The following is a 21,444-nucleotide window of genomic DNA, read 5'->3' as shown; positions in this document are numbered from 1 at the left end:
GCTTCAAGGCCCGCCGGGGCCGCGGTTCACGCCCGGCACAGGACCTCCCCGTTCAGGACCGAGAACCAGGCGTCCGGGTCCGCGCCCCAGGCGTGCCAGGCCGCGGCGACGGCGGCCAGCTCCGCGGGCGTCGCGTGGCCGCCGCGGGCGGCGATGTCCGCGTAGGCCGAGGCCGTCGTACGGTCCGCCCACAGGGACGACCACCAGGCGGCCTCCCCGGGGGTGGCATAGCACCACGACGTCGCCGAGGACGCGACCTCGGTGAAGCCCGCCTCGCGGGCCCAGGCGCGCAGCCGGCGGCCCGCGTCCGGCTCGCCGCCGTTGGCGCGGGCGACCCGGCGGTACAGGCTCAGCCACTCGTCCAGGCCGGGGGTGGCCGGGTACCAGGTCATGGCCGCGTAGTCGGCGTCCCGCGCGGCCACGATCCCGCCCGGACGGCACACCCGCCGCATCTCGCGCAGGGCCCGGACCGGGTCGCCGACGTGCTGGAGCACCTGGTGGGCGTGGACCACGTCGAAGGAGTCGTCGGGGAAGTCCAGGGCGTGGACGTCGCCCGTGGCGAACTCGATGCCCGTCAGGCCGCGTTCCGCCGCGTACCGCCGGGCCTGGTCCACGACGCCCGCGGCGGCGTCCACGGCGGTGACCCGGCCGCCCGGCGCGACCCGTTCCGCCAGGTCGGCCGTGATCGTGCCCGGACCGCAGCCGACGTCCAGCACCGACATGCCGGGGCGCAGCTCACCGATCAGGTACGCGGCCGAGTTCTCCGCGGTGCGCCACCGGTGCGAGCGCAGCACCGACTCGTGGTGGCCGTGGGTGTAGACGGCGGTCTCCTTGGCGGCGTCCATGGCCGGCTCCTCGTCGTCGAAGGGATGCCCCCACCGTAAGGGATGTGTTCGTCATTCGAGATGGCCGTTTCGTCATGTGGACACCATCGTGCCGTGCCAAGTGCCAAGAATGGCGGCGGGCAGGGAGGCGGCGGGCAGGGAGGCGGCGGATGGTCGCCGGCCGTGGCGTCGGTGACGTCCGGGCGGGCTCGTCGGCCGCGACGCCCGGAGCGGTGCGCCGGCCCGTCGGCTGCCGGCCGCCCTCTCCGTGGCACGACAACGGGCATGGCGGGGTGAACCATCGTATAAAGGTCAGGGCGGGTCGACGGGACGAGCCCGGAAGGCGGGACGCGGTGGCGGGGACGCAGCGCACGACGGCGGAGGGCCGCGGTCCGGTCCGGTACGGCCCTCCCGCGCCCCAGCCGGGCCTGCCCGTGCTGCCCGAGCTGGTGTCGGTGCTCGCCGCGGCCGCCGGACGCGCGGCGCCCGAGCCCGTCGGCGGCGGGAGGTCCGTACGCGAGGCCGCCTGCCGGTACTGGGGGCGGCGGGGGCTGGCGACCACCCCGGAGAACGTCACCGCGGGCCCCGGCGCGCCCGCGCTGCTGCTCGCGCTGATCGGCGCGTACGGGGGTGACGTGCTGCTGCCCCGCCCCTGTCCCGCCTGGTGGACGCCGCAGGTCCGGCTGCTGGGACGACGGGCCTACCACGTGCCGACCCCGGCCGAGTGCGGCGGCGTACCGGACCCGTACGCGCTGCTGGAGACCGTACGACGGGTGCGCGCCGAAGGCGGCGACCCGCGCCTCCTGCTGCTGTCGGTCGCCGACGACCCGACCGCCACCGTGCCGCCGCCGGAGATGCTCCGCGAGGCCTGCGAGGCCGCCGAGTCGGCCGGGCTGTTCGTCGTCAGCGACGAGAGCTGGCGCGACACCCTGCACCGGCCGCACGAGACCCTAATCCTGAGTCCCGCCGAGATGCTCCCCGACCAGGCCGCCGTCCTGGTCGACCTGGCCGTGGCGCTGCTGCCCGCGGGCTGGCCGGCCGCCGTGGTCCGCTTCCCCGACACCCCGCGCGGGACCTGGCTGCGCGCCCGCACCCTCGACGTCCTCACCGCGACCGGCGCGTTCACGGCCGGACCGGTCGCGGGAGCCGCCGCGTACGCCCTCGACGAGCCGGTCGCCGTCGCCGAGCGGGCCCGCGCGTCCGCCGCCCTGCACGGCGCGGTGGCCGCCGCCGCACACCGCGAGCTGCTCGCCGTCGGGGCGCTGGCCAGGCCCCCGCAGGCCGGCCGGCACGTGTACGCCGATCTGACCCCGTTGCGCGCCGGACTCGCCCGGCAGGGGGTCGGCGACGCCATGGAACTGGAGGACTGGCTCGGCGGCCGCCTCGGCGCGCCCACCCCGGGCGGGCAGCGGTTCGCGGACGAGTCGGTCGCGCCGCGGGTCAGGCTGTCGACCGGGCCGCTGCTGGGCGCGGACCCCGAGGAGCGGCTGGCCGCGCTCACCGCCCGGGACCCGCTGGAACTCCCGTACGTACGGCGGTCCCTGGAGCGGCTCGGGTCCGTCCTGCGGGGGCTCGCCTGACGCCGGCCCGCCCGCCCGTCCTCCCCGCCGCAGCCGCCCGCCCTCACCGCCGCAGCCTCCGCGCCCCGGGGCGGACGCCCGCGTCATTGTGCGGGCACCGCACGGCGGATACGCTCCGTTCGCTGCTCAAGATCACCCCAGCAGGACGACTCCGCCGGACGACTCCGCCGGACCGGACGACACCTGTGGACAACACCGTGCGAACCGAACCCCACCCGAGGTCCGGTCCGTCCCCGGGAGGCGCGCACATGGACGACGCGGAGCTGCTGTACCTGGGGGTCGCGCGGCAGGCCGAACTCGTCCGCGCGGGCAAGGTGACCGCCCGGCGGCTGGTGGAGGCCTCGCTGCGCCGCACCGCGCGGATCGACGGCCACCTGGGCGCGTTCCGCGTGGTCCGCGCCGACCGGGCCCTGGCCGAGGCGGACGCCCGGGACGCGGCACGCGCGTCCGGCGCGGACGCCGGCCCCCTGGAGGGCGTGCCGATCGCGGTCAAGGACGAGCTCGACGTCGAAGGCGAAGTGACGACCTTCGGCGGCGCCGCCAACCGCACCCCGGCCGTAGGCGACTCCGAGGCGGTGCGCAGGCTGCGGGCGGCCGGCGCGGTGATCATCGGCAAGACCGCCATGCCGGAGTTCGGCCAGTGGCCGTTCACGGAGTCGGCGGCCCACGGCTACACCCGCAACCCCTGGGACACCGCCCGGACCACCGGCGGCTCGAGCGGCGGCAGCGCGGCCGCCGTCGCGGCCGGCCTGGTCGCCGCCGCGCTCGGCGGCGACGGGGGCGGCTCCATCCGCATCCCGGCGGCCTGCTGCGGCCTGTTCGGCCTCAAGCCGCAACGGGGCCGCGTCTCCACCGCCCCCCACCCGCACCTGTGGTACGCCCTGGGCACCGTGGGACCGCTCACCCGCACCGTGCTGGACAGCGCCGTCCTGTACGACGTCCTCAGCGGACCCGCCGCCGGAGACCGCTGGACCGCGCGGCCCACCCGTACGAGCTTCACCGCGGCGGCGTCCACCGACCCGGGCAGGCTGCGGATCGGGTACTCGGCGAAGGCCGCGGTGCCCGGCGTACGCCCGCACCCCGACCACGTACGGGCCCTGCGCGAGACCGTACGGGCGCTGCGCGAGCTGGGCCACGACGTGCGGCCGGTCGACCCGCGCTACCCCGACACCACGGCGGCGTTCCTCCCGCAGTTCGGCGGCGGGGTCCGGTCCGAGGCGGCGGCGATGGAGCGGCCGGAGCTCCTGGAGCGGCGCACCCGGCAGACGCTGCGGCTGGCCCGGCTGGCACCCGAGGCCGTCGTGGAGCGGGCGGTCCGCGCCGGGGAGCGGATGGCCGTCCGCGCGAACCGGGTGTTCGAGGAGGTCGACGTGCTGCTGACCCCGACCCTCGCCGTACGGCCGCGGCGTGTCGGTGCCCTGGACGGCGCGGGCCTGTTCCGTGCGATGGCCCGCTCGTTCCCGATGATCGCGTACACCGCGCTGTGGAACGTCACGGGCAATCCCGCCGCCTCCGTGCCCGCCGGATCAGGGGCGGACGGGATGCCGCTGGCGGTCCAGCTGGTGGGCCGGGAGCACGACGAGACCACCCTCGTGGGGGTGGCCGCACAGCTGGAAGCCGTGCGGCCGTGGGCGGGCCGCAGGCCCGTCCTCCCCGAGTGACGCGGACCCGCGACGGTACGACGAACACGCATCGGACATTCCCCCCGTCAACAGCGGACAGGACAACGGTCTCCCGCACTGTGGGTCCGCCCCTGCGGCCGCCGCCATGGCGCGCCGCCCGCCGCCACGTCGTCGGCCCGCGTCGTCGGCCCGCAGCGTCGCCGCCCCGTCAGACCGGGCCGGCCGCCCCGTCGGACCGGTCCGGCCTGAGCCACCGCCAGAGCGCCGGGCCCGCGCTGATCAGCAGGGTCAGGACGACGGCCAGCGCCACGCCCTTCCACGGTTCCGAGAAGAGCGAGCCGCCCAGGATGCCGATCAGACCGTACGCGGCCGCCCAGGCGAGACAGGCCGGGGCGTCGCCGTGGGCGAAGCGCCGCAGCGGCAGCTCCGCCAGCAGGCAGGCCAGCATGACCGGGATGCGGCCCGCCGGCAGCAGCCGGGACACCACCAGCACCAGCACCCCGTGCTCGTCCAGCTTCGTCTGCGCCTGCTCCAGCCGCTCGGGCGTGGCCCGGCCGCGCAGCCGCTTCAGCCACCGCGAGCCGCCCCGCGAACGCACCCCGCGCTGCCCGAGCCAGTACAGCGCGATGTCCCCGGTGAACGCGGCCACCGCCGCGACCCCGACCACCAGCAGCACCCCGAAGGGCGGCGACTGGTGGTGGAACGCCACCACCGCCGCCGAACTGACCAGCGCGCCCGTGGGGATCACCGGCACCAGCGCCCCGAGCGCCACCAGGACGAACAGCGCCGGGTAGCCCAGTGCCTGCTGGGCGGATTGCGGCGACTGGCCGGCCGCCGCCGCCAGGTCGAGCGGGTTCACGGCAGCCGCACCCGCTCGCCGTGCGCGGGGGCCCGTACCGTCACCTTGGGCGCGAGCCGCCGCGCGCGGCGCACGAACTCCTCGCCCGGCGCGTGGAACTCGTGCGGCCGCACCGCGTCCATCCCGATCGGCCAGTACGTCCCGTAGTGCACCGGGACCGCCGCCGCCGGGGCCAGCTCGGCCAGCGCCCGCGCCGCCCGCCCGGCGTCCAGGTGCCCCGGACCGAGGTACGGGCCCCAGCCGCCCACCGGCAGCAGGGCCACGTCCACCGGGCCGACCTCCTCGGCCATCGTGTCGAACAGGCCGGTGTCACCGGCGAAGTACGTGCGAGCCGCACCCTCGACGACGTACCCGAGCGCGGGCGCGATCTGCGGCCCGTACGGCAGCCGCCGTCCGTCGTGCCGGGCACTGACCGCCCGCACCCGGACCCCGGCGCGTACGGAGAACTCGTCGCCCGGCGCGACCTCCGTCACGGCCAGGTCCCGCTGCCCGGCGGTCCGGGCCAGTCCCGGCACCGCCCGGCGGGCGCCGCGCGGCACGAGCAGCCGGGTTCCGGGCGCGAGCAGCGCCAGGGAGGGGAGGTGGAGGTGGTCGGAGTGCAGGTGCGACACCAGCACGACGTCCGCGAGCGCCGCCTCGGGCGGGGGCAGCGCGCCGCGCCGCCGCCGCAGGTGCGCGAGGCGCCGCGCGAACAGCGGGTCCGTCAGCAGCCGCACCCCGGAGTCCTCGACCGTGCATGTGGCGTGCCCCCACCACGTGATCTCGACCGGCACCCGGGCCTCCCTCCCTCGCACGTCCGCCACCGAGCCTAGAGGCTGCCCCGCCGATCCGCCCCGAACCGGAGCCGGCGGACCCCTCCTCCCCGGCACCGGATCCGAGTAGGGTCGGGGGCCATGGAAGAGCTGCGCGTGGCCGCTATCGCCAGCCTGACCCCGCTCGAGGACCTGGACGCCGATCCCTTCGCCGTGGACACCCGCAGCCAGCAGGCGATGTGTGCGCGCTGGGCCGCGGACCACGGCTACGTGGTGACGCGTCAGCTGCTCGTCTACGGGACGCGTCCGGACCACTGCGGACTGTGGTCGGGCGTGGACGCGGGCGAGGTCGACCTGTTCGTCGCCGCCAACCACCGGGTGCTGGCCCGGGCGCTGCGCTCCGTCGAGGAGTTCGCCGCCGAGTGCGGGCGCCGCGGCGTACGGCTGGAGACCGCGGGGTACGAAGAGCCCGCCTACACCTCCGGAATGAAGGCCGAGGTGCACCGCCGGCTGTCCATGCCGACCGCCGGCTACGACGGCACGTGACCTACGGCTCGTGACCTACGGCTCGTGACCTACGGCTCGTGACCGACGGCCCGTGACCGACGGCACCTGTATCCGCGCGTGACCGGTGCCCCGGGGCGCACCGTGCCTGACCTGCGGCCGCGAACATCCGTGCGCGGCCGGTGTCGCCCGGCCGGGTGAGCGCGGTTGTGCGAGCCTTGAGGCCGGGCCCAAGGGGCGGGACGGTGAGGCGGGTGCGGCGTGTTGCGAGGACGGTGGCGGACCACGGGCGCCGCCCTGGTGCGGGTGATCCTCGTCTGGGCGGTGTCCACCCTCACGATGCTCGCCCTGGCCGGGATCCTGCCGGACTTCCGGCTCCGGTCCGGCGACGGTGACAGCGTCACGCAGATCGGGCTGACCGCCGCCTGGGGTGCCGGGGTCTTCGGCCTGCTGAGCGCGCTCGTCTGGCCCGTCCTAGTCCGGGCCCTGCTGCTGGTGCCCGCGCTGGTGCTCGGGCTGCTCGTCTTCTTCCTGAACGGCTCGGTGCTGCTGATCGCGCTCAGCCTGGTCCCTTCCGGCGGCGAGGTGGCCCCCGACACCGCGGTGGTGGTCGCCGCGGTGATGTCCGCGGTGGCGTCGGCGACCTCCACCGCGCTCGCCGTACGCGACGACGAGGCGTACCGCAGGCGGCTCTACCGCCTCGCCGACCGGCGCCGCCGCCGGACCGGGGCGCCGGGAGCCGGCGCGGCCCCGCCCGGGCTGGTCTTCCTCCAGCTCGACGGCGTCGGATACGAGGTGCTGCGCCACGCGGCGGGCAGCGGGCTGATGCCGACGGTGGCCGGCCTGCTGGAGAGCAGCCACCGGGTCACGTCCTGGCGTACGGACTGGTCCAGCCAGACCGGCGCGAGCCAGCTCGGCATCCTGCACGGCTCCACCTTCGACGTGCCCGCCTTCCGCTGGTACGAGAAGGACACCGGCGAGGTGGTGGTCTGCAACCGGCCCACCAGCGCCGCGGAGCTCCAGCGCCGGGCCATCGCGCGCACCGGTGACGGCGGCCTGCTCACCCTGGACGGCGCCAGCCGGGGCAACCTGTTCAGCGGCGGCGCCGACCAGCTGGCGCTGGTGCTCTCCGTCTCGGCCCGGCGCGGCCCCGCGAACCGGTCCCGCGCGGGCTACTTCGCGTACTTCTGCGATCCGGCCAACGCGGTGCGCACCGCGCTGTCCTTCGTCGCCGAGGTGGGCCGCGAGATCGGCCAGTCGGTCCGTGCGCGGCTGCGCGAGGAGGAGCCGCGGATCGGCCGGGGCGGGCTCTACCCGCTGATCCGGGCCTTCGCCACCGTCGTCGAACGGGACGTGGTCGTGGCGGCGGTGATCGGCGACATGCTCGCCGGCCGCGCCGCGGTCTACGCCGACCTGGTCGCCTACGACGAGGTCGCCCACCACTCGGGCCCGCGCGGCCGGGACACCGACAAGGTGCTGGCCCGCCTCGACCGCAGCCTCGCGCTGATCAACCGGGTCGCCGAGCACGCACCGCGGGCCTACCGGGTCGTACTGCTCTCCGACCACGGCCAGAGCCCGGGGGAGACCTTCCTCGGCCGGTACGGGCTCACCCTCAAGGACCTGGTGCGGGCGGGCTGCGGGCTGCCCGTCTCGCGCCGGGCGGGCCGTACCCGCAGCGGAGCCGAGGCCCGGGCCGCCTTCCTCACCGTCCTCCACCGGCCGGTGGAGGAGGGTGAGGAGGCCCACCCGGGGCCGGGCTCCGACCCGGTGGTGCTCGCGTCCGGCAACCTCGGGCTGATCTCGTTCCCGGACGTCCCCGGCCGCGCCGCGCGGGAGTGGATCGAGCGCGCGCACCCGGCTCTGCTGACGACGCTGGCCAACCATCCGGGCGTCGGCTTCCTGCTGGTCGACGGGGTGGTGCTCGGCCCGGGCGGGGCGGAGGCCCGGCTCGACGTCCCCGGCGCGGCGGAGGCGCTGCTCGCCCCCTTCGGCCCGGGCGCCGCGGCGGCGGTCCGGCGTACCGACACCTTCCCGCACGTGGCGGACGTCATGGTGAACTCGGCGTACGACCCCGAGACCGGGGCGGTGCACGCCTTCGAGGAGCAGATCGGCTCGCACGGCGGACTCGGCGGGGAGCAGGGGCACCCGTTCCTGATGTGGCCGACCGTGCTGTCCGAGCCGGGCGCGGGCCTGGTGGGCGCGGAGGCGGTGCACGGCGTACTGCGGCGCTGGGTGCGCGAGGCGGACGGTCCGCAGGTCCCGGTCGGTCTCCCGCAGGGCGCACGGCCCGGGGCGCGCGCGGCGGGGGCGGTGCCCGGCGGGGTGACCGAACCAGCGGCCGGGGCGGCTGCCGAACCAGCGGCCGGGGTAGCGGCGGAGAATCACCGGCCGGAGGGGGCCGCAGGCGGAACCCTTCCTTCCGTAGAGGGTGCCGTACGGGACGAAACCCGCTGATTTGGAGCGCCCTTCGCGGTGGCCGACCATGGGGCGACCTGCCCACCATGTGAGACATCCCGAGGCGCACCACCGATGACCAGCACCGCAGCCCCAGCCACCAGGGGCGACGCCCCGCAGGACACCGCGCCCCGGGGAGCCACCGCAGACCCCGCCACCCCGGAGCCCCACCCGCAGGACGGCCGGCACGCCCGCCGCTTCGGCCTCCCCGTCGCCACCTGCCTGGTCATGGGCAACATCATCGGGGGCGGGATCTTCCTCCTCCCCGCCTCGGTGGCACCCTTCGGCACGATCAGCCTGGTCGCCTTCGCCGTGCTCACCCTCGGCGCGATCGCCCTCGCCCTCGTCTTCGGCCGCCTCGCGCGGCGCCACCCGCGGACCGGCGGGCCGTACGTCTACGCCCGCGCCGCGTTCGGCGACTTCGCGGGCTTCCTGGCCGCCTGGAGCTACTGGATCACGGCCTGGGTCTCCAACGCGGCGCTGGCGGTCGCCGCCGTCGGCTACCTCACCGTGCTCTTCCCGGCCGTCGGCGACCACACGTGGTCGATGTGCCTGGCGGCCCTCGCCGTGCAGTGGCTCCCGGCGCTCGCCAACCTCGCGGGCACCCGCTACGTGGGCGCCGTCCAACTGGTCGCCACGGTGCTGAAGTTCGCCCCGCTGCTGCTCGTCGCCGTCGGCGGTCTGTTCTTCTTCGACCCGGCCAACCTCGGCCCCTTCCGGGCCACCGACCAGAGCGCGGCCGGCGCCGTCTCGGCCTCCGCGGCGATCCTGCTCTTCAGCTACCTGGGCGTCGAGTCCGCCGCCGTCAGCGCCGGCGAGGTCCGCGATCCGGCCCGCAACGTCGGCCGGGCCACGATCCTCGGCACCGCCGGCGCGGCCACCGTCTACCTGCTGGGCACCCTCTCCGTGTTCGGCCTGGTCGCCCACGACACCCTGGTCACCTCCCAGGCCCCCTTCACCGACGCGGTCAACGCCATGTTCGGCGGCACCTGGGGCGGCACCCTGGTCGCCTGCGCCGCCGTGGTCTCGATGATCGGCGCCCTGAACGGCTGGACCCTGCTCAGCGCGCAGACCCCGTACGCCGCCGCCAAGGACGGGCTCTTCCCCAAGGTCTTCGCGAAGCGCAGGCGCGGCGTCCCGGTGGTGGGCGTCCTCGTCACGGTCACCCTCGCCTCGGCCCTGACCGTCTACAACCACACCGCCGGCCCGGAGGGCGTCTTCGAGGTCCTGGTCCTGGTCACCACCTTCACGGCGACCGTCCCCTACCTCCTGTCAGCCGCCGCGCAGATCTACTTCCTGCTCTCCGGCCGCTCCGAGCGCGTGCACCGCGGCCGCCTGGTCCGCGACACCGCCCTGGCCGGCCTGGCCTTCGGCTTCTCGCTGTGGCTGGTCGCCGGCTCCGGCTACGCCGCGGTCTACCAGGGCGTGCTCTTCCTCTTCGCGGGCGTCCTCGTGTACGCCGCGATGGCGGCCCGGAAGCGGCGCACGGCCTCCGAGCGCTGACGCGCGGCCGCGGACAGCCGGAAACACCCCGCGGATCCGGCGCGAGCACGCCTTCCTGGTTCCGCAGGGTGCCTCCCCGCCGTTCACCCCCCGGGGGCCGGTCTTCCGGCCGGCCCGGGAGGCCGGGCCGACTCAGTCGAGGTAGTCGCGCAGCACCTGCGAACGCGACGGGTGGCGCAGCTTCGACATGGTCTTGGACTCGATCTGGCGGATCCGCTCACGGGTGACCCCGTACACGCGGCCGATCTCGTCCAGCGTCTTGGGCTGGCCGTCGTTGAGGCCGTAGCGCATGGAGACCACGCCCGCCTCGCGCTCCGAGAGCGTGCCCAGGATCGACTGGAGCTGCTCCTGGAGGAACGTGAAGGACACCGCGTCCGCCGGCACGACCGCCTCGGAGTCCTCGATGAGGTCACCGAACTCGCTGTCGCCCTCCTCACCCAGGGGGGTGTGCAGGGAGATCGGCTCACGGCCGTACTTCTGGACCTCGATGACCTTCTCGGGGGTCATGTCGAGTTCCTTGCCCAGCTCCTCCGGAGTGGGCTCGCGGCCCAGGTCCTGGAGCATCTGGCGCTGCACGCGGGCGAGCTTGTTGATGATCTCGACCATGTGCACGGGGATGCGGATCGTGCGCGACTGGTCGGCCATGGCACGCGTGATCGCCTGCCGGATCCACCAGGTCGCGTACGTGGAGAACTTGAAGCCCTTGGTGTAGTCGAACTTCTCCACGGCGCGGATCAGACCGACGTTGCCCTCCTGGATGAGGTCCAGGAAGAGCATGCCGCGGCCGGTGTAGCGCTTGGCGAGGGAGACCACGAGGCGGAGGTTGGCCTCCAGCAGGTGGTTCTTCGCCCGGCGGCCGTCCGCGACGAGGATCTCCAGCTCGCGCTTGAAAGCGGGCTTGTGGTCCTCCTCCTCTTCGAGCTTGTACTCGGAGAACAGGCCCGCCTCGATGCGCTTGGCGAGCTCGACCTCCTGCTCGGCGTTGAGGAGCGGCACCTTGCCGATCAGCTTCAGGTAGTCCTTGACGGGGTCGGCGGTGGCGCCGGCCACCATGACCGTCTGCGCCGGAGCGTCGTCCTCGTCGTCGTCGGACAGGACGAAGCCCGCGGTGCCGCCGGGCTTGGGGGTCCCCTCCTCGGCCTCGTCGGCGAGGTCCTCGGCCGCCCAGTCCTCGCCGACGGCGGGGGTCTCGCCCTCGGCGGCGTCCTTGGCACCGGTCTTCTTGGCGGCGGCCGTCTTCTTCACGGCCGTCTTCTTGGCGGCGGTCTTCTTGACCGTGCGCTTCTTCGGCTCGGCGATGGCGTCGGCCGCCGCCTCGTCCTCGGTCGCGGCGGCCGGCGAAGCGGATATCGCCGCAGCGGTGGCCGTGGCGGCAGTCTTGCGCGCGCCGATGGGGCGGGGCGCGGCCGCCGCCTTCTTGGTCACGGCGCGTGCCGGAGCGGCGGCCGCCTTGCGGGGCTTCTTGGCCGCGGCCTTGGTGGCGGGAGCCGCGCTGACGTGAAGGGCGACACCCTCCTCGTCCAGGACCTGGTTCAGGCTGCGCAGGACCCGCTTCCACTGGTCCACCGGGATGCGACCGGCCTCGAAGGCCTGGCGCACGTCGTCACCGTTGATGTGACCCTGCTCGCGGCCGCGCTCGACGAGCGCGACGAGGGCCTCCGATTCGGCGATCTCCGGAGGGAACGTACGGGACGGGCTGAGCGACACAAGGAGCCTCTCGTTGCGAACAAATAAGGGGGTGGGCGGGACATCATCGCGCGAACTCGGGAAACAGACCCGAGGGGGGTCTGTATTCCGGGGCCGCGCGAGGACACCTGTCGGTTCATCGCATGCCCGAGTAGATTCGTTACGCGCTGAATTGAGTGACCTGCGCCACGCTGTGGCCGCGCAACCGATCCGGCGTGGATCCGTCCGCGCTTTTCGTCAGCCCGTTTTGCGGGCTTCGATCAGGAAGCGGGCGGTCTGCGCGACGAACGGGCCGTCGCTTTCGATCTGTTCGTGCAGCTCGCGCAAGCGGTCCCGGTACTGCCCGACCGTGAAGCCGGGCACCATCCAGATCACCTTCCTCAGAAAGTAGATCACGGCTCCGATGTCATGGAACTCCGTCCGCAGCCGCTCGGAGCGCAGTTCGACGACTTCCAGGCCCGCCGCGGCGGCCGCGGCGACCGCGTCGTCGGGGTGCCGGCCGCGCCGGACCCGCTCCGGCTGGGGGCCGAGGAAGAACTCGACGAGCTCGAAGACGCTCGCCGGACCGACCTGCTGGGAGAGGTACGCGCCGCCCGGCCGCAGGACGCGCGCGATCTCGTCCCACCACACGGTCACCGGATGCCGGCTGGTCACCAGCTCGAAGGCCTCGTCGCCGAAGGGCAGCGGCGGCTCGTCGGCGTCCGCGACCACCGCGGCGCCCAGCGGGTGCAGCAGCCGGGTCGCCTTCTCGATGTTCGGCGGCCAGGACTCGGTGGCGACCGTCAGCGGGGGCAGCGGACCGGCCCCGGCGAGGACCTCGCCGCCGCCGGTCTGGATGTCCAGGACGGAGCCCACCCCGGCCAGCCGCTCGCCCAGGAGCCGCTGGTAGCCCCAGGAGGGGCGCTGCTCCGTGGCGCGGCCGTCCAGCCACGAGAAGTCCCAGCCGTCCACCGAGACGGATTCGGCCTCGCCGACAAGATGGTCGAAAGTACGCGTCATGCCTCGATCGTCCCAGGTCGGGCACCGGTCAACCACCCGATATGTCGACTACAGTGGACGCCGGGCCGTGACTGGCGTTCGGGTGGATCACCACCGGGGAGCGGCCCGGCGTACGTGTGTACGCCGACTGCCGCGCGCCTGGGCGAACCGCGATCCCGCAGCGACGTTCAGGAGACCCCGTGACGACCGCCCAGACCAGTGCCCAGCTCATGGACGGCACCGCGCTCGCCCGCCGCATCTCGGAGCGGACCGCCGAACTGGCGGCCGCGATCACCGCGCGCACCGGCACCGCGCCCTGCCTCGCGACCGTCCTGGTCGGCGAGGACCCCGCGTCGGTGACGTACGTCCGCATGAAGCAGAACCGGTGTGCCAAGGCCGGCATCACCTCCCGCCACGTGGAGCTGCCGGCCGCAACCACCACCGAAGAGCTGGTGGCCGCCCTCACCGCGCTCTCCGCGGACCCGGAGATCAGCGGCATCCTGCTCCAGCACCCCGTCCCGCACCACATCGACGAGCGCGCCGCCTTCGAGGCCATCGCCCCCTCCAAGGACGTCGACGGGGTCACCATGCACTCCTTCGCCGCCATGGGCTTCGGCCTGCCGGGCTTCGTCTCCTGCACCCCCGGCGGCATCATGCGCCTGCTGGAGGCCTACGACGTGGACCTCACCGGCAAGCACGCCGTCGTCATCGGCCGCAGCGCGATCCTCGGCAAGCCGGCCGGGATGCTGCTGCTGGAGCGCAACGCCACCGTCACCTACTGTCACTCCCGCACCGTCGACCTCCCGTCGATCGTGCGCCAGGCGGACGTGCTGGTCGCCGCCGTCGGCAAGGCCGAGTTCATCCGGGGCGAGGACATCAAGCCGGGCGCCGTGGTCCTGGACGCCGGGTACAACGAGGGCAACGTCGGCGACGTGCACTTCGAGTCGGCCGCCGCCCGCGCCTCGCTGATCACCCCGGTGCCGGGCGGGGTCGGCCCGATGACCATCGCCGTCCTGCTGGAGCAGACCGTCCAGGCGGCCGCCGCGCAGGCCGGGCTGGACCTCGCGGACCTCTGACCCGCTCCGCGCGCACCGCGCACGGCGAACGCCCCGGGCCCTTCGGTCCGGGGCGTTCCGTATGCGTCTTCACCCGGCGGCTGAAGACCCTCACCGGCGAGGCCCCGCGTCCCGGACGCACACCGTCCCGGTCCGGACGGCCTGATGCCCCCCGGCCCCGTACGCGCCCCGGGGGACGCCGGGCCGCCCGCCCCGGGCCGCGCGTCAGTCGCGGTGGATCCGGTCGACGCCGTACCACCGCGACACGCAGGCGGCGACCCAGTCCCGCTCGTAGGCCCCCGTGAAGAAGGGCTCGGCGAGGCTGCCGATGTACAGCGGCCGGTAGCCCACGTCCGAGGAGCCCCGCGCCACCTCGGCGCGGATGCGGGCGTCCTGGGCGTCCCAGGCCACGGAGCGGGTGACCGTTGCGGTCGTCAGCTGCCGTACGTTCGGCACGAGCACGGCTACCGAGGCCAGTGCCAGGCAGCCCGCCACGACGGCGCCGACGGCGAGGACCGCGTCGGCGGTGCGGCGCTCGAGGCGGGCCGGGAGCCACCGGGCGCCCCATGCGCCCAGCAGCGCGCCGTAGCCGCAGAGGGCCAGTTGCATCGGTACCAGGTAGCTCGTCCACGTACGGGCGTACGTCCACCCGCTCGGGCCGTACCCGCTGCGCAGGCCCACCACCACCGCGAACGAGCCCAGCACCACCACGGGCACCGGGAGCAGCAGCAGGGCCGCCAGCACCTTGCGCGGCACGGTCCGCCGCAGGTCCCCCCCGGCGCGCGCCTCCCGCGCTTCCCGCCTTCCGGGCGCGGTCCCGCTCAGCCGGCTCGCCAGCCCCAGGAGGACACCGACGGCGACGGCTCCGAGGTAGGCCCACTGGCCGCTGACGGAGTCCCACATGTACAGCCAGTCCCTGACGGTGCCCCGGAGCTCACCCGCGGACAGCAGCGACTCCTTGTCCGGCTGCTGCGCCCGCCGCCACCGGGCGCCCGGGGAGGTGTAGAGCACGGCCAGGCCGCAGACGAGCCCGGAGCACCAGAGCAGGCACCAGGTGAACGGGCGCCGGCTGCGCGCCAGGCCGAGGCGGGGCAGGCAGAGCAGCCCGACCCCGGCGGCGAGGAGCCCGCTGACGAGCGCGAACGGCTCGCTCAGGGTGCCGAGCGCGAAGGCGATGAGGAACGCCGAGACGAAGCCGGCCGTACGGACGCCCGCGCGGGGATGGCCGACGGTCCGGACGGCCAGCAGGAACGCCCACAGGCCGATGACGCTCGGAAGGGTGTGGGAGATCGTGGCGGGCGCCCACAGCAGCACCTGGTAGCCGCGGGTGCCCGCGAAGTAGAGCAGCGCCTGGACGACCAGCGCGCAGGCGGTCAGCACCAGCACCGGGGGCCTGCCGCCGAGGAAGCGGGTGAAGTGCCGTCCGAGCAGGACCAGTCCCACGGTGAAGGAGACGGCGATGACCGTCGGCAGGAGCTTCATCCCGGCCAGTCCGTCGCCGTACACGACGCCGCTGAGGAAGGCGTTGGCGATCCTGCCGTTCTGCGTCGAGTAGAAGTCGGAGGTGATGCCGAGGACGCCCATGTCGCGGGCCTTCCACGCGGCGCACCAGTCGTCGGACGTGGGCCGCAGGTAGAGGCCGAGGAAGCAGCCGACGGCCGTCAGCGCCCCCGCCGCCGCGACGAGCGCCGCCCCGGCCACCGGAAGGAGCCCGCGCAGGAGGGGGCGGCCTCCGGCTCTCCGGCCCGTCCCGGAGGCAGGGGCCCGTACGCCCTCCTCCTCGTGCTCGTCCTCGACCGCGGCGGTGCTCATCCACCACTCCTTCGCAGTGGGGCCCGGCAGCGGCGGCGGCCGGTGCGCCCCGCCGGCGGCGGTGATCGCACGGCCCGTCGAACACCCATGATGTGCACGGCCCTCCGCCACCGGCATCCGGGGGTGGGCCAGGACGGGGTACGGGCCCCGGCGCGGCGCGCCCCCGCACCCTCCGGACGGCCGGGGCGCCCTCACCCGGGCGGCGGGCCATCCGTGGCGGCCTCCGCGCGGCGCTCCCAGGATGGGGACTCCAGGTCCGCTGCCCCGCGGGCCCGGCGGAGGGAGCGGCGGTGCCCGGAGTCCAGCTCGTCCGGTGGGCGGTCGTCACGGCGGCCCTGGCGTGCGCCGCCGTTCCCGTGTGCGCCGCCGGGGGCCCCGGCGCGGGGCGGGACTCCGGCGCGGCGCGGCCGGTGCTCGTCCGGCCCGGGGGCCACGACGGCCGCGGCGAGGTGGACCGCCTCTACGGGCCGATGGCGCTGCGGGCCGTCCCCGCCGTCGGCCTCCTGTCCAACACGACGGCCGCCGAGGGCGTCCCGCCGTCCGTCGCCGAAGGCGCGCGGTACGTCCGGGGCAGCAACGTCCTGCGGCTGGCCTCCGGCCGGCTCATGTACCTTCCGGCCGCCCGGACTGCATCGGCCGTGGTCGCCCCCGACCACCTGCCGGCGTGGTGGCAGATCGCGCGCAGCCGCGCCTGGCTGGCCTCCGGCCGGGTTCCGGGCAGGACGCCCGCGCAGCGCGGGGCCGCCGAGCGAGCCCTGCTGTCCATGCGCGCCCTGCTCCAGCCGAACGGCGCCCTGGCGGCGGGGTGGAGTCCCGGGTGGAAGTACTCCTGGCCGCGCGACTCCAGCTTCGCCTCCGCCGCGTTCGCGCACACCGGCCACGACGCCGAGGCCTACCGGATCCTGCGCTACAGCGCAGCGACCCAGCGCGCGGACGGCACCTGGGAGGCACGGACGAAGCTCGACGGATCCGGCCCGCCCGACGGCCGGCGGTGGCAGCTCGACGCCGGGGGCTGGGTGCCCTGGGCCACCTGGCAGTGGTACCGGACGGCCCCGCCCGCCACCCGCACGGTCCGGCTGGCCGCGCTCTACCCGATGGTCCGCAAGGCGGCCGACCACGCGGCGGGCTCCCTGCGGGCGGACGGGCTGCCGCCTGCCTCCCCCGACTACTGGGAGCTGACGACGGCCACCCCGAACATCGGTACGGCGGCCCCGCTGCTCGCCGGGCTCAACGCCGCCGCGGACCTCGCGCGGGAGGCGGACCGGCCGCACGAGGCGGCGCGCTGGGCCGGGGCCGCGCGCCGGCTCTCCGCGGCGATCTCCGTACGGTTCGCCCCGCTGGGCTACCAGCGCACCGCCGACGGCAGGCACGGGCACGACAGCGCGGTGGCGTTCATGGCGCCCCCGTTCAACACGGCCCCCGCGGACCTGCCCCGGGCGCTGGACGCCACGTACCGGGCGCTGCTGCTGCCGAGCGGGGGGCTGACCCCCGGCAACGACCGTACGGCGCCCTGGGGCGGGAACGCCTGGACGCCCAGTACGGCGTTCTTCGCGCTCGCGTGGGCCGGCACGGGGAGGCCGGCGCAGGCCGGACGGGTCCTGGACTGGGTCCTCTCCAAGCGGAACGCGCTCGGCGAGCTGCCGGAGAAGGTGGACGAGAAGGGCCGTCCCTCGTCGGTGGCGCCTCTCGCGTGGACGGGCTCGATCGCGGTCCTGGCCCTCGTGGCGCTCGACGGCCCTCCGCTCCCCACCCCGCCCCCGCCGTGGTAACGGCAGGGCGGGTGACCGTCACCACGGGACCCGCCCCGTGCGGGGACCACCGGTCAGCGCTGCCACCCGGAGCCGGCGCGCGCGGCCTGCGCGACCGTCGGGGGCGGGACCGCGCCGTGCCACGGAGAGGAGGGCGGGAGGCCGCCGAGCGGCCCGGACCCGGCCGGGGGAGCCGCCGTGACGTGCAGTCCGGCGTCCAGGCCGAGGGCGGCGGCGACGGCCGTGCCGTCGGGCTGGGCCACGGCCGCCGGTGCGCCCGTGTAGAGCATCTGGGACTCGGACCAGGACGGCGCGCCGCCGGGGCCCCCCGACAGGCCGGCCGTGCCCGCGCCCGCACGGCCCGTCAGCAGGTGCCCCGCGACGCCGACCGCGCCGTAGCCGCCCTCGCCGCCCGCCCCGGTGACCGGGGAGAACGACGGTCCGGGCCCGTCGGCGGTGACCAGGGTGGTACCGACGGCGCCGGTGCCGGGGAGGCGGAAGTACAGTCCGACGCCGTCGCCCCGCGGGCTGGCCGAGAGCGGGCCGGTGGTGGCCGGCAGCCCGGTGGGGAAGGGGCCGCGCAGGGGGGCGTCCGAGACATCCGGGGTGTACGGGGCGTCCGGGGCGTCCGGCGACGGCTGGATCCAGGCCAGCACGCTCCGGGCCGTCGCCGCGTAGACGTGGCGCCGCCCCGCGCTGTCGGTGGCCGTCACCGGATCGCCCTGCAGTCCGGCGCCGCCCAGGGACTGCCACCCGCCGAAGGCTCCGTCGGGCGTCGCCTGCGCGCGGGCGCGCAGGGTGCGCGCGGAGTCGCGTACGTACACGGTCAGCCGGCCCGCGGGGTCCACGGCGACGGCCGGTGCGCTGATCGCCGAAGTGCCCGGTATGTCCTTCGTGTCCGGGGTGCCCAGCGACCGCCACGGGCCGAAGGGGCCGTCGGGTGCCGACTGGACGGCGTACACGAGCGCGCGCCCGTACTCCCCGGGCGTGGCGCCCAGGGTGGTGCGGGTGCCGAAGACGGCGACCCTGCCGTCGGGGAGCCGGGCCGCCGTCGCGCCCGTGTCCATCCCGGCGCCGGGGAGGAACCGGGGCCCCTGCCAGGGGGTCCCGGGGCCGCCGCGCGACCAGTACGCCATCCGGCCGTCCAGGACGGCGACGGCCCACAGGCGGCCGGAGACACCCTCGGTGAGCCAGGAGGTGCCGTCGCCCCGGCTGTAGCGGATGGCCTGGTTCCATCCGGCGCCGGTGGGCCGGGTCGCGGTCTTGCGGTCCCCGCAGCCGGCGGGGCTGCCGCACCAGTCCCGGCGGTCCGTCCAGGCGTAGGTCTTGAGGTAGCCGAGCTTTTCCTCGGCCGCCTGCGGGCCCAGGGTCGGGGGCAGGGAGCTGTTGGGGTAACTCACGTAGTTCTGGACCGAGAAGTGCGGCCGGCCCGCGAAGCCCGCGCCCCCGAAGCCCGCGCCCCCGGCGCCCGCGTCCGTCGACTTCGCGTAGCGCTCGGCGGCGGCCTGCACGAAGCGGGCGCCGTACACGTGGTCCTGGTGGTCGAGGAACGCGCCGCCCGGCGACCGGCCGGGCGTCGGGTCCTGCGTCCGTATCGTGGTCGGCCGGTACCGCGCGAAGACGCCCGCGATGGCCTCGACGGCCTGCTCCTTCGTGTAGGAGAACGGAGCCGAGACCGGCGTCCCGGAGGTCAGCTGCGAGCCCAGGGCGGTCACCCCGCCGTCCCACAGGCCGCGCAGGCTGTCCGGATTGTCGCCGGAGATGCTGCGGGCCTCGCGCAACTGCATCCACACCAGGCTGACGTGGGGCCGGGCCACGAGGACGTCCACCTCGGCGCTGCCCCCGCCGGCGGTGGGTACGGCCGTACGCCGCCAGGCGCTGGTGCGGTCGCCGGTGGCCATCTCCGCGTACGCGGCCCGTATGCCGTTCTGCCGGGCCTCCGCGTAGGCGGCGCGGTCGGCGGGGCGCGCGGGGTCCTCCAGGTGCGGGCCGTGGGCCTCGTTGCGGCCGTCGGACTCGCCGGAGGTCAGGTACACGGTGGCGACCTCGACGCCGGTGGATATGGAGCGGCTCAGGTCGGGGTTCATGAAGAACAGGTCGTCGTCGGGGTGCGCGACGACCTGGACGACCGTGCCCTCGGTCACACTCGGGCGGAGCCCCGCCCCGAGCGCGGTCGGCTCGGGCGCGCCGCCGCGCCCGTAGGCCCAGGTCGTCACGCCGGTGGCGCCGACGGCGAGCGCGGCGAGCAGGGCCGCGAGACGGGTGCGGCTGGCCAGGTACATCGGGAACGCCTTGAGGATCGGTCCGGTGCGGAATTCCGCTGAGGGGGCGGGTCGGTGCCCTGGGGGCTCCACCGCTTCCGGAGGCGACCGGGGCCGATTGTGCCCGATGTGTGTGCGACTGACACAGCATCAAGCGGCATATGAACCCCAATCAAACTGAATGCACGATTTCCCCGAGATGCCCTATTTAGTACGACTCGCCCCGACTGCTTGTCGGCTCCGTGCGGGCCCCGCCGTCCTACAGGATGCGGCCGGCTCGGGCCATGCTGGTCCCTTCGGTTCTGTCGCGGTTCCGGGAGGCCGGAACCGCGACAGGAAGAGGAAGAGGGGGAGGGCGGCTGTGGTCGACGACGTGGTCACGGAGCGCCTGCACCGGCGCATCCGGTCGGACTTCCCGGACCAGCGGGCCGCGCGGGGCGTCGCCGGATCCCTGCGGGCGCTGGTCGCGGAGCTGGGCCGTTACCTCTCGGGTAATCGACCGCCATGGCGGGGCGCCGCAGAGTGGGGGTGCGGGTTCCGGGGTCGCGCACTCGGCTCCGGGGCCCGTACCCGAACGGCACGCCCCACCTCGACGGAGGCTGATCCCCCATGTCCACAACCCTTCTCGGCGGCATCGCCCGCACCCCCGAGCCGCAGGTCGCGCTGCGGCGGTTCCTGGCCCTCGACGCCGTGGTCACCACCGCCAACGGACTCGCCTACCTCGCCTTCCCGGCCGCGCTCGGGCGGCTGCTCGGGGTCGGGGAGGGGCTGCTCCTCGGCCTGGGCGTCCTGCTGGCCGCGTACGGCGCCGGCGTCGGGTGGCTGGCCTCGCGGCGGCAGCCGCCCGGCCTCGCGGTGCGGCTGGTCGTCGAGGTGAACTACGCCTGGGCCGCGCTGAGCCTGGTGTCGCTGCTCGTCTGGCTCTCGCCCACCACGGCGGGCCTGGTGTGGATCCCGGCGCAGGCCGCCACCGTCGCCGCGTTCGCCGTACTCCAGCAGCTGGCAGTGCGGGCGGGATCAATCCGACAGTGAGCGGAGGTACTTCGCCGTCGCCGGGTCCGCCGGGAGCATCGTCTCGATGGCCAGCTCGGCGACGGTGACGTCCATCGGGGTGTTGAAGGTGGAGATGGACGACACGAAGGACAGCAGGCGCCCGTCGTGCTCGATCACCAGCGGCAGCGCGACGTACGGGACGGCCTCCTCCGGCTCCGCGTCGCCCGGCCGGTCCGCCACCGGGTACGCCGACACCTCCTCGTAGAGCTCCCGCAGCTTCCGCGAGCGGGCCAGCGCGATCTGCCGCTCCATCTGGCCCAGCAGGTGACCCCGCCACTCCTTGAGGTTGTGGATCCGCGGCGCGAGGCCCTGCGGGTGCAGGGTGATCCGCATCGCGTTTAGCGGCGGTGTCAGCAGGTGCTCCGGCAGGCCCTCCAGCAGCATCGCGATGCCCCGGTTGGCGGCCACCACCGTGTACGTCCCGTCCACGATCAGCGCCGGGTACGGCTCGTAGCCGGTCAGCAGCCGCTCCAGCCCCTCGCGCAGGGCGGCCATCGCGGGGGCGTCCAGCGGGGTGTGCGCGTACCGGGGCGCGTAACCGGCCGCCACGAGCAGGGCGTTGCGGTCGCGCACCGGTACGTCGAGGTGCTCCGCGAGCCGCAGCACCATCTCCTCGCTCGGCCGCGACCTGCCGTTCTCCACGAAGCTGATGTGCCGGGACGAGGAGTCGGCGCGGCCCGCCAGCTCCAGCTGGCTGATGCCGCGCCGCTCCCGCCACGTCCGCAACAGCGCGCCCACGCCGGTCGTCGTCAT

At 75.3% G+C, this 21,444-nt stretch carries 16 protein-coding genes and 1 riboswitch; of the genes, 8 read left to right on the top strand and 8 right to left on the bottom strand.

Annotation, left to right across the window (positions count from 1 at the left end):
- Positions 1 to 26: 26 nt before the first annotated feature.
- A complete protein-coding gene (locus OTB16_RS15105) occupies positions 27 to 845 on the bottom strand; it encodes a methyltransferase domain-containing protein (protein ID WP_267720665.1) in 819 nt (272 codons plus the stop codon).
- Positions 846 to 1,177: 332 nt separating this feature from the next.
- Here OTB16_RS15105 and OTB16_RS15100 point away from each other — a divergent pair, with 332 nt between their 5' ends.
- Together OTB16_RS15100 and OTB16_RS15095 are read left to right on the top strand one after the other, a co-directional pair.
- Positions 1,178 to 2,404, top strand: a complete 1,227-nt coding sequence (locus OTB16_RS15100) for an aminotransferase class I/II-fold pyridoxal phosphate-dependent enzyme (RefSeq protein WP_267720664.1) — start codon at positions 1,178 to 1,180, stop codon at positions 2,402 to 2,404.
- Between the two features lie 248 nt (positions 2,405 to 2,652).
- Complete coding sequence (locus OTB16_RS15095; protein ID WP_267720663.1) at positions 2,653 to 4,065, top strand: amidase; 1,413 nt, start codon at positions 2,653 to 2,655, stop codon at positions 4,063 to 4,065.
- Between the two features lie 169 nt (positions 4,066 to 4,234).
- Here the strand turns inward: OTB16_RS15095 and OTB16_RS15090 are convergent, their stop codons facing one another.
- A complete protein-coding gene (locus tag OTB16_RS15090; RefSeq protein WP_267720662.1) occupies positions 4,235 to 4,885 on the bottom strand; it encodes a DedA family protein in 651 nt (216 codons plus the stop codon).
- On the bottom strand, positions 4,882 to 5,658 hold the full coding sequence (locus tag OTB16_RS15085; protein WP_267720661.1) for an MBL fold metallo-hydrolase: 777 nt from the start codon (positions 5,656 to 5,658) through the stop codon (positions 4,882 to 4,884). The genes OTB16_RS15090 and OTB16_RS15085 overlap by 4 nt, the downstream gene beginning before the upstream one ends.
- Before the next feature lie 120 nt (positions 5,659 to 5,778).
- Between OTB16_RS15085 and OTB16_RS15080 the strand changes: the two genes are divergently transcribed.
- The 3 genes from OTB16_RS15080 to OTB16_RS15070 all read left to right on the top strand — a co-directional run bounded on the left by OTB16_RS15080 (position 5,779) and on the right by OTB16_RS15070 (position 10,098).
- Positions 5,779 to 6,183, top strand: coding sequence for a recombinase family protein (locus tag OTB16_RS15080; RefSeq protein WP_267720660.1), 405 nt, complete (start codon positions 5,779 to 5,781; stop codon positions 6,181 to 6,183).
- 219 nt (positions 6,184 to 6,402) lie between these two features.
- Positions 6,403 to 8,595: a phage holin family protein gene (locus OTB16_RS15075; protein WP_267720659.1), complete on the top strand. Its 2,193-nt coding sequence runs from the start codon at positions 6,403 to 6,405 to the stop codon at positions 8,593 to 8,595.
- A gap of 75 nt (positions 8,596 to 8,670) precedes the next feature.
- Positions 8,671 to 10,098, top strand: coding sequence for an amino acid permease (locus OTB16_RS15070; RefSeq protein ID WP_267720658.1), 1,428 nt, complete (start codon positions 8,671 to 8,673; stop codon positions 10,096 to 10,098).
- Between the two features lie 132 nt (positions 10,099 to 10,230).
- Here OTB16_RS15070 and OTB16_RS15065 read toward each other — a convergent pair whose 3' ends face one another.
- Both OTB16_RS15065 and OTB16_RS15060 read right to left on the bottom strand, forming a co-directional pair.
- On the bottom strand, positions 10,231 to 11,805 hold the full coding sequence (locus OTB16_RS15065) for an RNA polymerase sigma factor (protein ID WP_267720657.1): 1,575 nt from the start codon (positions 11,803 to 11,805) through the stop codon (positions 10,231 to 10,233).
- Between the two features lie 216 nt (positions 11,806 to 12,021).
- A complete protein-coding gene (locus OTB16_RS15060) occupies positions 12,022 to 12,783 on the bottom strand; it encodes a class I SAM-dependent methyltransferase (protein ID WP_267720656.1) in 762 nt (253 codons plus the stop codon).
- Between the two features lie 57 nt (positions 12,784 to 12,840).
- A riboswitch (ZMP/ZTP riboswitch) is annotated at positions 12,841 to 12,934 on the top strand.
- A gap of 58 nt (positions 12,935 to 12,992) precedes the next feature.
- On the opposite strand from OTB16_RS15060, the gene OTB16_RS15055 reads away from it, so the two are divergent.
- On the top strand, positions 12,993 to 13,838 hold the full coding sequence (locus OTB16_RS15055; protein WP_267720759.1) for a bifunctional 5,10-methylenetetrahydrofolate dehydrogenase/5,10-methenyltetrahydrofolate cyclohydrolase: 846 nt from the start codon (positions 12,993 to 12,995) through the stop codon (positions 13,836 to 13,838).
- Positions 13,839 to 14,042: 204 nt separating this feature from the next.
- Here OTB16_RS15055 and OTB16_RS15050 read toward each other — a convergent pair whose 3' ends face one another.
- Positions 14,043 to 15,629: a DUF6056 family protein gene (locus OTB16_RS15050; RefSeq protein WP_267720655.1), complete on the bottom strand. Its 1,587-nt coding sequence runs from the start codon at positions 15,627 to 15,629 to the stop codon at positions 14,043 to 14,045.
- Between the two features lie 290 nt (positions 15,630 to 15,919).
- Here OTB16_RS15050 and OTB16_RS15045 point away from each other — a divergent pair, with 290 nt between their 5' ends.
- Entirely contained in the window at positions 15,920 to 17,398 is a 1,479-nt protein-coding gene (locus tag OTB16_RS15045) for a glycoside hydrolase family 15 protein (protein ID WP_267720654.1), read from the top strand.
- Between the two features lie 53 nt (positions 17,399 to 17,451).
- Here OTB16_RS15045 and OTB16_RS15040 read toward each other — a convergent pair whose 3' ends face one another.
- Positions 17,452 to 19,659, bottom strand: a complete 2,208-nt coding sequence (locus OTB16_RS15040) for a PIG-L family deacetylase (protein WP_267720653.1) — start codon at positions 19,657 to 19,659, stop codon at positions 17,452 to 17,454.
- A gap of 588 nt (positions 19,660 to 20,247) precedes the next feature.
- Here OTB16_RS15040 and OTB16_RS15035 point away from each other — a divergent pair.
- A complete protein-coding gene (locus OTB16_RS15035; RefSeq protein ID WP_267720652.1) occupies positions 20,248 to 20,670 on the top strand; it encodes a hypothetical protein in 423 nt (140 codons plus the stop codon).
- Here the strand turns inward: OTB16_RS15035 and OTB16_RS15030 are convergent.
- On the bottom strand, positions 20,656 to 21,444 hold the full coding sequence (locus tag OTB16_RS15030) for a helix-turn-helix domain-containing protein (protein WP_267720651.1): 789 nt from the start codon (positions 21,442 to 21,444) through the stop codon (positions 20,656 to 20,658). The genes OTB16_RS15035 and OTB16_RS15030 overlap by 15 nt on opposite strands.

Origin of the sequence: Streptomyces antarcticus (genome assembly GCF_026627255.1) — a bacterium.
GTDB classification, from domain to species: Bacteria; Actinomycetota; Actinomycetes; order Streptomycetales; family Streptomycetaceae; genus Streptomyces; species Streptomyces antarcticus.
Note: the sequence above shows the minus strand (reverse complement) of the source record. Positions and strands in the feature narration are given on the sequence as shown.

Bases quoted from the DNA above. Each gene is read 5' to 3' on its own strand.
- OTB16_RS15105 (WP_267720665.1), bottom strand. From the start codon at position 845: ATGGACGCCGCCAAGGAGACCGCCGTCTACACCCACGGCCACCACGAG.
- OTB16_RS15095 (WP_267720663.1), top strand. From the start codon at position 2,653: ATGGACGACGCGGAGCTGCTGTACCTGGGGGTCGCGCGGCAGGCCGAA.
- OTB16_RS15080 (WP_267720660.1), top strand. From the start codon at position 5,779: ATGGAAGAGCTGCGCGTGGCCGCTATCGCCAGCCTGACCCCGCTCGAG.
- OTB16_RS15070 (WP_267720658.1), top strand. From the start codon at position 8,671: ATGACCAGCACCGCAGCCCCAGCCACCAGGGGCGACGCCCCGCAGGAC.
- OTB16_RS15060 (WP_267720656.1), bottom strand. From the start codon at position 12,783: ATGACGCGTACTTTCGACCATCTTGTCGGCGAGGCCGAATCCGTCTCG.
- OTB16_RS15055 (WP_267720759.1), top strand. From the start codon at position 12,993: ATGGACGGCACCGCGCTCGCCCGCCGCATCTCGGAGCGGACCGCCGAA.
- OTB16_RS15050 (WP_267720655.1), bottom strand. From the start codon at position 15,629: ATGAGCACCGCCGCGGTCGAGGACGAGCACGAGGAGGAGGGCGTACGG.
- OTB16_RS15040 (WP_267720653.1), bottom strand. From the start codon at position 19,659: ATGTACCTGGCCAGCCGCACCCGTCTCGCGGCCCTGCTCGCCGCGCTC.
- OTB16_RS15035 (WP_267720652.1), top strand. From the start codon at position 20,248: ATGTCCACAACCCTTCTCGGCGGCATCGCCCGCACCCCCGAGCCGCAG.
- OTB16_RS15030 (WP_267720651.1), bottom strand. From the start codon at position 21,444: ATGACGACGACCGGCGTGGGCGCGCTGTTGCGGACGTGGCGGGAGCGG.